Genomic DNA, 13,787 nt, shown 5'->3' on the forward strand with positions numbered 1-13,787 from the left:
GTTAAAAAACATTAATCCTCCGCTTAAGGATTTTGTGAAGCTCTAGCCGAAAGAATCCCATCGCCTATTATCTCCTTAATGTTTTGCTTGTCTTCTGTACTCATTTTAGGATTTGCAACATCAATATTTACCATAGGAAATGCTATGTTGTAGTACATAGCAAAATGATCTGACCCAAAATATGCGAGTCGTTTCATGTTTGTTACATGCAGATCCTTTGAGTAAAATAAATGGTCTAGGGGAAACCTGAGCAACCAGTAATTTGCATGAAAGGATGGATAGAGACCACGACCTACGCGCGGGTCTAGATATCCTGTGATTTTGCTAAAAAGTCTAGAAGTCTTAGACCACACCACATCATTGAGATCACCGCAAACGACGGTTGCATCTTTAGATTCTCTACATTGCTTACCTACCAGCATCAGCTCTGCATCACGTTCTTTTGAAGTTTCATTTTCTGATGGACTAGGAGGAGCAGGATGTATTGCTATAAGATTAAAAGGTTGGTCTGCATAGGTTATCTCGCAGTGTATGGATGGAATGTCCTTTTCTACAAGATATTTAATCTCTGAAGATTGAAACGGAATTTTTGAATACACATGCATTCCATAAAAGTTATCTAATGTTGCTTTTACGGTGTGAGTATACTCTGGAAAAGCTTGAGATATTTCTTTATCCCACTTTTGATCAGACTCCATGGTGATAAATATATGAGGATTGCTCTCTTTTATGATAGTTATAAATTTATCGTAGTTCGTGTTAGTCTGCAATACATTTGCGGTAACGAGTGTGAGCTGTTCTTTATGGAACTCTGCCTTAGGCTTGCGTCTGTGATAAAAAGGTGTGTAAGGTCTTATGAGCCATAATTGAAATAAAAGTACCGCTATCATCACAGCGATAAATACTATTTGTGTCACAGTGAAGACCTTCCAGGATATAAATGCAACTCCCAATAAAAGTAGCTGAATAACTACTGTTTGAATTCTCACAAAATCAAAAAAGCGTATGCTCCAGTGTGTCGCCGGAAGCAAGGGGAGTAGTGGCCCTATGATAAATATTGAGAATAGTAGTAGTAACATTATAGTAAAAATAGAAAAGCATCGCGATAGGAGCGATGCTTTTTAGAATTGTTTGTGAAGAATAAACCTAAATTTCTCCTAAGAGCTCTTTCATTTTTGCTCCTAGTGCAGGGCCTCTTAGATCTTTTGCTATAATAACGCCATTTTCATCTAGTAAAAATGTCGCAGGTATTGCTCGTACTCCATAACTTCTAGGGATAGGATCTTGCCAAAACTGTAAGTTTGAAACGTGATACCAGTCCATATTGTCTTTTTCTATAGCTTGTAGCCATCTTTCTCTTTGACCTGGTCTATCAAGAGATACACTAATGATATTAAGACCTTTGTCGTGATATTGCTTATAGATATTAACAACATTAGGGTTTTCCATACGGCAAGGACGACACCATGAAGCCCAAAAGTCAATGATGGTATATTTGCCTAGAGTCTCTGAGAGTGATAGGTCTTTACCTTCTGGAGTTTTTGCGGTAAACTCAGGAGCTTTATTCCCTATACTGGCAAGTCCGCTAGCGATACGTTGTGACTTGAGTTGTGCGATATAGTTTTCTACACTTTCTCCCACAGTAGAGTTTTGAATATCCTCAGAAAGACTATTATAATATGCTTCGGACTCTTCAATTTTCAAGACTTTCTCATTTATTAAGTCAGATAGTGCGATTACGGAGACCATTTTGTCAGTATTTTTCTCAACTACTGCTTTTTTATCGGTAATAAATTGCGTGTCCATGGCTGCTATTTGGTCACGGATAATGTTTACCTTAATTCCATCTGTTTCTCTCTGTGCCTTTTGCATCTCTTGAATGAGCTGTTGTCTCTTTTTGTTAGTCTGCATAGCAGTCTTACGGTAATTATTAAACAACTCATTTTCTATACTACCTGTGACTAAAGAGCTAGATAAGCTATCTTTGTACAGAGTTAGAGTAAGTGGTTGCTCATCTTTTACTAGCAAAAGTTGGCTAGTAGCTGTAGCCTCACTTAGTATTAATAAACCAGTGCCTTCTGTTATAGCTTTTGTAAAAGTGAATTTACCAGCATTTACAACGGCAGTGTCTAAAGGAATACGTTTATTATTAGGCCCTAATTCCTCTAAGATAAGTGACGTACCATCAGCCATACCAGCAGCGGTACCTTTTACAGGAGTACTATTATTATCTCCACAGGAGAATAAAGAGAATAAAATTACAAGAATTAGTAATTGTTTCATGAGATCATATTTTTATAATAACAAAAATAAGGTTTACAGTTATTAATAAAGAAGAGAAGAGGAGTTTTGAAGACCCAATTTATGAAAACCGGAGTACATTTTAGAGATCAAGAGTTCCCGCTAGAATTGCATTTTAGTGTAGGTAAATTATTGAGTCATTATAAAAATAATCTCGCCTCAGATAATTTAAGATTACAAAGGCGTGCAAAAGAAATAATGGAAATTGTCTCTGAGTATCCAGAATTAGAAACAGGAATAAAAAATCTGGATAGCCTGAGCACTTATAAAAATCAAATAGATGATCTTTTTAGTGATTTATTTCCAAGCGCACTGCAACAAAATGAGATAAAAATTGCCTCAATGCCTTTTCAAGAGGCTGTATTACAATCTACAGAGAGGTATGATAATATACTTCTCAATGCCGGCGATAATTTTATTCCAGAGATTAAAAATTTTAATGATGACCACTATTATCTCATGGGATGTAGTATTATTCTCATGCAGTACTATGGTTTTAAAATAGACTTTAGGCGTCCTTTTTATTATGAAATTCCTGATGGTCTAGGAATGACACGTTTCTATAGGATGCTCTATAATGGAGATTACATTGATATAGAGCGTAAGGAGGGAACACCTAAAATAACTGAAGAAGAAGTAAACATACTCCTAGATAATTTTGATAATATAGAATTGTGGAAAGAAAAATTTCCTCCACACAGTTATATTTTTAAAGGATTTGTGGTGGCAAATTTATATGACGCAACCACCGAAGTTTCTATATCAGATTTTAAGTCGGGATTACTGCGTTATGAAGATGAGGATATAAACTTTACACACGATTTCCATAGAATTTTTCAAGCCATATTTGGTCTTCCAGAATTACAAATAGGTTTCTCAAATTATAATAAGGAAGATGAGGCTTTTGAGCTTGTGCCATTCAAAGACATAAGTAGTTACCTGTTGTACGGAGATACCGAGGCTTCATGTAATACCATACTCTGTAAAGGATCTTATGAAGCCGTATTTAATACAGGAGATTACTTTGCTGTTTCAGATATTGAAAAACATCACAAAAGCGACAAGAGCATAAAGATGTATCAAAATCTTTATGACCAAGGTATAAAAAGTGTTATTCTAGCCCCTATACGTCACAAAGGTGTTTTACTTGGTATTCTAGAGCTGGCCTCTCCTAATAAAGGTGCTCTTAATAGTATAAATGCAAATAAACTTGCAGACATTATGCCGTATCTTATTGATGCGGTTTTACGTAACAAAGAGCAACAAGAAAATGAAATAGATCTAATTATTCAAAATGAATGTACATCTATTCATAAAAGTGTGTATTGGAAGTTTGAAAAAGAAGCAAAACGTTACTTAAGGTTACAGATAGAAGGAGATAGTAACGTGCAATATAGAGATGTTGTTTTTAAGGATGTTTATCCATTATTTGGTCAAATTGATATTAAAGGATCTTCTGAGTCTCGTAATGCGGCTACTCAAAAAGATATATTATTACAGTTACATAATGCCATTGCGATATTAGAAGCTGCTAAGACTAATGAAAGTCTACCTATTTATGAGCAACTTATTTTCAATCTTAATATATTTTTAGAGAAAACAAAAGAGAAATTAGAGGTAGATAGTGAGCGTAAGATTTTAAATTTCTTGAGTGAGAATATCCGACCATTATTTACGCATTTACTTAAGAAAAGTGACGAGCTTAATGAGCTAATTACTGCATACAGAAGCCAGATAGAAGATAGCCTAGGTCTTGTATATCGTCATCGTAAATTTTATGATGAATCTGTAATGTTATTAAATAAGCGTCTAGCTTCTGTATTACAACGCAAGCAGAAAGAGGCGCAAATGATGTACCCTCATTTTTTTGAGCTATTTAAGACAGATGGGGTAGAGCACAATATGTATGTAGGTGAGTCTATTACAAAACATAATAGTTTCAATAAGATTTATCTTTACAACTTAAGGTTGTGGCAACTACAAGTAATGTGTGAGATGGAAAATGAGCATTTCTCGCTTGCGCAAAAAATGGATCATCCACTTGAGGTAGCCTCTATGATTCTCGTGTTTAATACATCATTATCTGTACGTTACCGTATGGATGAAAAAAGATTTGATGTAGATGGAACTTATAACGCTCGTTATGAAGTTGTAAAGAAACGTGTGGATAAGGCTTTTATAAAAGGTACTACAGAACGTATAACACAAGCTGGAAAAATCACTATAGTCTACTCACAAGAAGCAGATGAGCAAGAGTATCTTAGATATATAAACTTCTTACAATTAAAGAATCACTTAGGTAATGAAGTAGAAATCCTTGAGTTAGAAGACTTACAGGCGGTTACAGGTTTAAAAGCTATACGTGTGAATGTATTGTATAAAAAAGTAATAGGTAAAGAGACAAAAGAATTTTATACCTATGAAGATCTCATAGAAGAAATAAAAAAATAAGATAACACATAAAAAAACGGGTTCTGTAAAGAACCCGTTTTACTTTTTATAGTAGTGTTGATATTACATTAGTGAGGCCTTCTACATCCTCCATGACTTCAACAGCTTGATCTCTGTATGCAAAGAACACGGCAAAAGTAAGTACAGATATTACAATACCTACCATAAATATATTATAGGTAATTCTTAATAGTTTATACTTTCTGTCGAGTACGACTCCAAGAAAATATAGATCTTTAGTAAGAGCAGAATATATATACTCTTTATCTTGAAGCATTTCTCCTATCGCCCATTCGTAATCTTCTAGTTTCATTTTATGAAAATTACCAAAAAAGAGTAGGTTCACCTTTTTCAACTTTACATCTTCTCTGTCAAACTCGCCCCTAGTGACATTAGGTCGAGTAGCAATTATAGACATAATCATTGATATCATGGCAAAAAGTACAAACACAGCCGTTGGGTAAATAAGGTGAGCATTACTAGGAGACTCTAGTTTTGGGATCAGGTTTGCAAGAGCAAGAGAAATCACAATCGCATTTACAGAAAGCAATATGTTTGCTTTAGTATCTGCAATATCACTTAATTTAATGTGATTGCGTAGCGCGATACGATACATAGACTGGATTCCTTTTTCTGGGCTAGCATCTTTAAGCTGTACTTTTAGTTTTTCCTTTTTACGTGCCTTTTTAGCTTTCTTTCTTGCTTTTGTAAGGTCTTTTAAGTTACTATCTTTTTTAGGTTTCCAGTTTTCTTGAGCATAATGCGTGTAGTAGCGATGCTTGACAGTAAACATCTCAATATTTGCTTTATTCCACTCTTCGGCGGTAAATTCTTTAATGCCTTTAATTTTTAATTCTTGACGCAAATATTCGCTTGCTTCAGGAAAATAATTCTTTGCAAAATGTGATGCATCTGCATCTCTCAATACTTTCTCTAGGTACGTTTGAGGTTCTACACGCATATCTGTAGCGAGAATCACCTTTTTGACTTCTTCAATGATGGTAGTCTCAACTCCTTGTTCTTTTAAGAACGTTTCAGCCATTTGAGCACTACGCGCTTCATGATTTTCGGTTCCATCTACATATCCTATGTCATGTAGTAGTGCGCTAAGCTGTAAGATGAGCTTTTCTTCATCTTTAAGACTTTCTTCACTATTATCAATTATTTCTTGGGTACTTTTAAGTACTCGTTTGGTATGGACATAGTTATGATATATACATGTCTTAGGTAGTTCATTATCAAATAGTTCAGAAATAAATCTATCTGTCTTTTCTAGTAGTTCAGTCATAGTTACTATAAGCCTGTTAGACCTCTAATGTACATTAAAAACAAGGACATGAACAAATATTACCGTTTTCTTAACTTCTCAGTAGCCATTTTGCTTAGTAGTTGTGCGACTTATTCTCCTAAATATGCAGATGAGTCAAGCGAGCCTTCTCGTTTTGATAATAGTTCGCTTTCGCGAAAGCGTATACATAAAACCTTCTACCTCATAGGCGATGCAGGAGGAGATAAAGATGGTGGTAGCACCTATGCTCTTGACGCATTTAAGAAAGTGATAGACACGGCACAGACAGAGAATGACTATGCAATCTTTTTAGGTGACAATATTTATGATGCGGGACTTCCATCAAAAAAACACCCAGAAAGGGCCGAAGCTGAGCGCAGATTAAACATACAAGTAGCAGCAGTTGAAAACTTCAAGGGTAAAACCATTTTTATTCCTGGAAACCATGATTGGTATGCAGATGGCGTAGAAGGTGTAAAGCGTCAAGAGAAGTATATAGAAGATGCGCTAGATGATAAGGAAGCATTTCAACCTGAAAATGGATGTCCTATTGAAATGAAAAGCATAAGCGACTCTGTGGAATTAATGATTATAGACACGCAGTGGTATCTAGAAGACTGGGACAAGCACCCTACAATTAATGATAATTGTGACATTAGAAATAGAACTGATTTATTTTTAGAAATAGAAAATGAGTTCAAAAAGAATAACGAAAAGACTATTCTTGTAGTAATGCATCACCCGATGTATACAAATGGGATACATGGTGGAAAGTATGGTATAAGAAAGCAATTGTATCCTACACAGAGTAATTTACCACTACCCATTCTTGCGTCACTTGTTACCCAAGTAAGATCACAGGGTGGAGTGTCAATTCAAGATCGCTATAACAAGCAATATAATGAGTTAATGCAGCGCATCTCTGTACTTGCGAGAGATACAGATAAAGTGATTTTTGCATCAGGACATGAGCATAGTATCCAGTATATAGAGCATGATGGTATAAAGCAAATCGTGAGCGGAGCAGGAGCAAAGAACAGTGCTGCAGCTCTAGGAGACGATGGTTTGTTTTCTTACGGAGGTCAGGGATTTGCTATTCTGGATGTATATGAAGATGAGTCTTCATCTGTAAGATTTTATGCGGCAAATCAAGGAGAACCTACTTTATTATATAAAAAAGAGGTTTTTGCTCCTCGTAAGGAAGTAAACTTAGATTCGCTACCAGATATATATCCAGAGACTGTGATGGCTACAGTGTATGCACAGAATAATACAGATGTGTCAGATGTACATGAGTCACTATGGGGAGATCATTATAGAGCTGTTTACGGAACTCCAGTAACCGCTAAAGTTGCTACGCTAGACACACTCATGGGCGGCTTTACAGTAGATCGTAAGGGTGGAGGTCACCAGACGAGATCTTTACGACTTAAAGATAAAGATGGGAGAGCTTATAATTTAAGAGCAGTGAGAAAGAGCGCAGTGCAGTTCCTACAAAGTGTTGCTTTTAAAGAGGTTTTTGTTCAAGAAGAATTCAGAGATACATTTACAGAAGATTTAATTTTAGATTTCTATACTTCTGCACATCCATATGCTTCCCTTGCGGTGGCAGAGCTATCTGATGCAGTGGGTATTTATCACACAAACCCTAGCTTAATTTATGTGCCCAAACATGATGCACTAGGTAAGTACAATGCAGAGTACGGGAATGAACTATACATTATAGAAGAACGCCCAGACGAAGATTTTCTAGATGTTCCTTCTTTTGGAAACCCTGATAGTATTGATAGTACAGATGATCTTTATGAAAACTTACGTAAGGATGAGAAGTATCAAGTAGATGAAGACTCCTATTTACGAGCACGTATTTTTGATATGCTTATAGGTGACTGGGATCGTCACGCAGACCAGTGGAGATGGGCACGTTTTGATAGTGATGGAAAAAAAATATACAAGCCTATTCCAAGAGATAGAGATCAGGTTTTTTCAAAATTTGATGGTGCTATTTTAGGATTACTCAAAACATTAATTCCAGCGTCTAGACAGTTTCAAAATTATGATGGAGATCTAGAAAATGTAAAGTGGATTAACGAGGCAGGTATAAAAATGGATAGAGCGCTCACCAAGAATTCTGTAAAGAAGGACTGGGTAGCACAAGCTCAATATATACAAGATAACCTCAGTGATGAAGATATCGCGAGAGCATTTACAAAATTGCCTCTTGAAGTTCAAGATGTAGGTGTAGATGAGATTAAGGAAAGTCTTAAAGAACGTAGAGGTAACATTGTTGACATCGCAGGTGAATATTATGATTATTTGGCTTCGCTAGTAGTACTTACTGGAACAGATAAGGATGATCATTTTGAAATTACTCGTAATGATAAGGAGACTAGAGTCCAGATATCAAGAATAAAGGATGGAGAAGTTCAAACTCCTTTTGTAGATCGTGTTATAAATTCTGATGAGACTAGCGAGATATGGATTTATGGTCTTGATGATGATGATAGCTTTAAGGTAAGTGGAGAAGGAAAGTCGCCTATAAGAATGAAAATTGTAGGAGGACAAAACAACGATATCTATGAGATAAAAGACGGTCGTCGCCTCAAGGTTTATGAGCACAAAACATTGCCTAATACAATAAAAGAAAAAGGAGGAGCAAGTTTTAAAATGTCAAATATTTATTCCTTTAACACCTATGACCCTTTAAAGAAAAAGAGTTATGCAAATAACATTTTACCAGCTATAGGTTTTAATCCTGACGATGGTTTCTTGATAGGAATAAATGATGTGTTTACTACAAATGGTTTTAAGAATGATCCTTTTAGTAGTAAGCATACGCTAAATGGAACTTATTCATTTGCAACGGAGTCCCTAAGTTTAAAATATGAAGGGAATTTTGCAAACGCTTTTGGGCAGTGGAACTTGATAATAGGAGGTAAGTTTACAAACGAAGCTTTTTCTCGTAACTTCTTTGGTTTTGGTAACGAGACTGTAAATAACGATGATGATTTAGGGCTTGACTTTAATAGAGTTCGTAATGGAGAAGTAGGCGCACATATAGGAGTAGAGAGTGACAACACCTTTGGTAGTAGATTGCGATTTGTGTTTAATTATGAGCGTATTGAAATTGAACCTACAGGTGGCCGAGTGATTGATGACGCTAGCTTATTTTCACCAGATCGCAGTAATTTCTTTGGAGGGCAATCTTTTATAGGTGTAGAGGGAGCTTATACTTATATAAGTGCAGATAACCAAGCTAACCCTACGAGAGGGATGGATTTTGCAACAGTAATAGGAGCGAAGCGCAACATAAGCGATGGTAGTAGAATGTATGCATATGTAAATCCTAAATTAGGGTTCTACAATGCACTATCTAAAAACAGAAAGTTAGTCCTTAAAACACTTGTGCAAGCTCAAGTGCGTATAGGTGATGACTATGAGTTCTATCAGGCCGCATCATTAGGTGCAAATTCTGGTTTGAGGGGTTATAGATTCAATAGATTTACAGGAGAATCATCCCTAGCTGGTTCGGCGGATTTGAGATATAGTTTCAATAGATTTTCTACAGGCTTAATTCCTATTCAGATAGGTGTTTTTGGAGGAGGAGATGTAGGTCGTGTTTGGTTTGATGGAGAAGATAGTGAGAAGTGGCACAATAACTTTGGTGGAGGTTTCTGGTTAAATATGGTAGATACTGTATCTGGCCAACTAGGAGCGTTTGCTGGTGAAGATGGTATGAGAATCGATTTTAGATTCGGTGTAAGATTGTAATAATCCTTTATAGAAAGACTTTAAAATCTCGCATTAATGCATAAAAAAAGCTCCCCATTTGGGAGCTTTTTTTATATGTACTATTTTTGAATTTGTGTAGGTTCTAGAAGACTAAGACTTGATTCTTTTTTAGGGTGTAAATATCTTTTTCACGCTTTCGCGAAAGCGTAACTCTAAAACTAGTAGTCTATTATAATCCGAGTGATATTCCGAAGCCTAATCTTCCACCTTCTGGACCGTCAAAGTAGCTTATATTTCCTTTAAGAGCACTAGCGGTAGAAAGATTAACACCACCACCATAACTATAATGTAGTGTGTTGTTTTCCATGAGTTCGCTCCAGACTCTTCCAGTATCATAACCTGCATACATATCTATTCTCAACGGGAAAAAGGCAGTTTTAATAGGTTTCAATTGGAAAGCCAGATCTGCTGAAGCTGCAAGCGCTTGTTTGCCTATAAAACGATCTTGCCTATACGATCTCAACCCTGTATTTGCACCTAGCGAAGCTGCTTTATAGAACGGTATATCATTTCCAAAGCGCAACTGTCCCGCTATACTAGTTTTAAGTACAAGATTACGAGATCTATCTATTGCGTTCCAAAGCGTAAGACGAGGATCTAGCACTCCTACAGTATTAGTACTGGTTACTTCATCAAGAAAACTTCCTCTTATAGCCACATCCATCCCGCGAGTAGGGAATCGCTCATCATCAATACTATGATAATTATAGAGTCCTGTTATTACAAAATAACGAGCATCTACTATACTAGCATTATTTTGAGGTCCCACATTTATATCTTCATAAGATATGTCAATCTCAGAAGTAGTTCCATATTCTCCATTGTAGTACATCCCTATACCACCTGTGAGGTACTGCATATTAATGCGGTTTGCGTCAAAAGAGTTAGTAGTGTTGTATGGTGAACTATTACCTTCTCCGAAAAAGTTTTCTGTAAAATTTGCAGTAGTTGCTCGTCCAAAAACTTTGAAATTCCAGTCATGAAAAAGGTGCGCTTTATGCCATGATAGTTTAATATCACCTGCTTGAGTGAGGGAAATATAGCGAGCATCTAGCTCAAATTTTGTAGTAAAAGGATTTCTTTCAAATCCTAAAGTAGATTTTCCAAATTGTATTCTTGGAGAGAAACCTTCATCTGGATTATAGACAGCCTCAAGACCAAAGCTACCTCCTTTTTTAGGTGTTCTCTCTGAATCGTAAATGCGGTTTTCATAAATGTCATCTATGTGCCTTGTCGCATTCCCTTTATCTACAATCTTATTTTTAGTAGATTTTTGATCGTATATGGTAACATTATTTCCACCAATAATTTCATAAGTATCATTGTCTAATCCTCCAGATAGCACAATGTTAATCGCACTTTTATGTTCACCTTGCACTTCAAATACATCTTTGTCATCAAGTCCATAAATCCAGATATCTTTAGTATCAACAGGATTAAAAGTACGATCAAATAATACGTTTCCTTTTTCACCATCTTTAATTCTATAGCCCGTTACACGTACATCATCATTAGCAAGATTCTGGATATCAAAATGGTCATCTTTATCAGTTCCCTTGAGCACTTGAAACTGTAGAAAGTGCTTGTAGTACCTCTGTACAATGTCTTCTAAGTTGTCTTTACGTGAGAGAAGATCAGTTTGAATATCTTTCCATATCTCATCTTGAATTTCAATTGGAGCCTCACTAAAAGCCTTTTTTACCACTTCAGGTGTGATATTTTGCTGGATATACTTCATCTCTTCTATCCACACAGACTTGTCTGAATGCATCACTAAGGCGCGGTCGAGATTAATAGCGCTCTGGCTAAATTGTTCTATGTATGGAATATCTGGGCCGTAATTACCAAACTGCCTCAAACCACTCATCACTTTTTGCATGGAGGTAAGGAATGAACCATCAAACTTTGCAAACACTTGATCGCGATCCCTAGGAACAGCAGTGTATATGGTAGTTCCTTCTTTCTCATCTACTTGGCTTTGTGCCCAGCGCCATTGATCCTCATGTCTATCCCAATCACCTATGAGCATATCAAAAATGCGAGCTCTTATATAAGTTCTTTCATCAAGTTGATTTTGATCATCTTCGCGCAGTTCTTTAAAAAGATCCTGAGTGCTTTCTACCTCCTTACTAAATTTGAACATATGTGAATCGTCAAAATCACCATCAGGTTTTTCGACTATCATATATAATTGGTCACCATGTGTTTTATTAAAGTTGCCTAGAAGTTTTTGCTTAGGTACATAGAATAATTTAGGATGCGTATGTGGTAATTTTATCGCACCTGCTAGCCTAGGAATAGCAAAAGCACCATAAGGATGTGCAGCCGTGTAAAAATCTTTAATAATACTTGCCGGCACTGTTCCTTTAAAATAATTGTCTCCATCAAGATCATTGTATCCAGCAGATTTAAGAAAGGCGATTGGGTCTTTTGCAATAGCTCGCATGTTATACTCTTTATCGTCTTTTGTTACTAGACGCAAACCGTTGGTCTGGTTTCCACCACCTGCTCTTTCTACAGTAAGTCCTCCGTACAGGGTATCGAGTAGTACAACGGGTGCTTCTACATCAACTCCGTATACATATCGATAATGTTTACCCCAAAATTTTTCATACTTCTCAGATTTCTTTACAGCCTCTGCAGGATACACAGATGCCTTCACTGTTTTAGGAAATACTGTAGTAAGAGAATCAAGGTTATAAGGTTCTGGTTGTTTAAAAGCTCTCTGGCTAAAGGCTTCTTTAAACGCACCGTCTTGCAAAGTAAAGAAGTGAACAGATGATGAGTTGTCTTCATAAATTCTTACTTCTGTATATCCAGGCTTTGTTGAGGTAAACAGTCCTCTCTTGCTCAAACGGGCAGGTTTTACACTACTTCCCGTTCCCGTAATTACTTGCTTTATAGCTCCGTGATCTATGTACTGCAAAGAGCGTTCATGACCAGAAACTATAATTACCTTAGGAACATCAAACGCAGCTAGTTCTATGGTAGACATTAACTCGTTCATAAGAGGGTTATAGCGGTCTTGCTTAGATAGACCTCCTTGTGATCTTAAAAATGATAACGATGCTCCTACTAGAGGTATAAATGCATTTTCAGAAGTAGGTTTATATACAACAGTAGACGGGATTTCTCCCCCATAAATACCATTTGAGTATAAAGGATGATGCATAGCAATTAGCACTGTTTTGTGACGAGCTTTACGCATTTCGCTAGCGAGCAAGGTATTAAATTGTACTCTTGTCTTTAACTCGCATTTATCATTAATTCCGTCCGTTTTACTCCAGTCTTCTATATACCATTGTGAGTTTATGAGTATAAGCTCTATTTCATCATTCACGCTTATCACCTCTAGCGGACAACCATTTTTAGGTAAAAAGTGATCTTCTTCCTTATAAAAGTCTTCAATGTATGTTTCAATATCTTCAAGACCTTTTACACCTCTCTCGTTCCATTCTTGCTCTCCAGTAAGAAACAATGAAGTTCCTTTGAATGATGTAGATAGCGATAATTGTGCATCTAGTTGAGATGAAACCTGGCTATCCTCTAGATTGCTATTATGTAGATTATCTCCTAAAAATAAGAGATAGTCATCTTCCTTTGATAACGATGCAAATTCTTTTTCTAATGAGACGATTAGTTGGCTATTTGGACCTTTCGAGGCTGCACCAGCATTGGCTATAGAAAATATGCTCGTGTATTCTCTAGAATTGGAGTCAAAAAAAGTACTATTATCTTTATCTCTATAATTATCGCGATGTACAGCACACGCTATAAATAGCAGAGATACAATAGATAAGCCAAACATTTTATTAAAGAAGAGTAGTCTTTTATTCACAAGAAATATTTTTTTCAATGTACATTTCTTTTCTCCTAAATAGTTGCCATAGATCTATTAAAGTATGTTAATAAAAAAGGGTCCTGCTTATATAAGCAAGACCCTTTAGGTAATTGT

General features: G+C 36.2%; 6 protein-coding genes. 2 read left to right on the plus strand and 4 right to left on the minus strand.

The window, feature by feature from the left end:
- Nucleotides 1-23 precede the first annotated feature (23 nt).
- Nucleotides 24-1,079 (minus strand): endonuclease/exonuclease/phosphatase family protein, encoded by a 1,056-nt coding sequence (locus tag SJY23_RS11150; RefSeq protein ID WP_396596396.1) that lies wholly within the window; start codon nt 1,077-1,079, stop codon nt 24-26.
- Between the two features lie 67 nt (nt 1,080-1,146).
- The gene (locus tag SJY23_RS11155) at nt 1,147-2,283 is read right to left on the minus strand and encodes a redoxin domain-containing protein (RefSeq protein ID WP_396596397.1); all 1,137 of its coding nucleotides are present in this window, start codon (nt 2,281-2,283) and stop codon (nt 1,147-1,149) included.
- A gap of 81 nt (nt 2,284-2,364) precedes the next feature.
- Between SJY23_RS11155 and SJY23_RS11160 the strand changes: the two genes are divergently transcribed.
- Nucleotides 2,365-4,752: a GAF domain-containing protein gene (locus tag SJY23_RS11160; protein ID WP_396596398.1), complete on the plus strand. Its 2,388-nt coding sequence runs from the start codon at nt 2,365-2,367 to the stop codon at nt 4,750-4,752.
- Between the two features lie 46 nt (nt 4,753-4,798).
- On the opposite strand, the gene SJY23_RS11165 is transcribed toward SJY23_RS11160, so the two are convergent.
- On the minus strand, nt 4,799-6,040 hold the full coding sequence (locus SJY23_RS11165) for a Pycsar system effector family protein (RefSeq protein ID WP_396596399.1): 1,242 nt from the start codon (nt 6,038-6,040) through the stop codon (nt 4,799-4,801).
- A gap of 48 nt (nt 6,041-6,088) precedes the next feature.
- On the opposite strand from SJY23_RS11165, the gene SJY23_RS11170 reads away from it, so the two are divergent.
- Nucleotides 6,089-9,811: a metallophosphoesterase gene (locus tag SJY23_RS11170; RefSeq protein WP_396596400.1), complete on the plus strand. Its 3,723-nt coding sequence runs from the start codon at nt 6,089-6,091 to the stop codon at nt 9,809-9,811.
- A 190-nt stretch (nt 9,812-10,001) separates the two neighbouring features.
- Here the strand turns inward: SJY23_RS11170 and SJY23_RS11175 are convergent, their stop codons facing one another.
- Nucleotides 10,002-13,670 carry a hypothetical protein gene (locus tag SJY23_RS11175; protein ID WP_396596401.1) on the minus strand — a complete coding sequence of 1,223 codons (3,669 nt, stop codon included), beginning with the start codon at nt 13,668-13,670 and terminating at the stop codon, nt 10,002-10,004.
- Nucleotides 13,671-13,787: the final 117 nt, after the last annotated feature.

It is taken from the genome of Dokdonia sp. R86516, assembly GCF_044596715.1.
Lineage (GTDB): Bacteria > Bacteroidota > Bacteroidia > Flavobacteriales > Flavobacteriaceae > Dokdonia.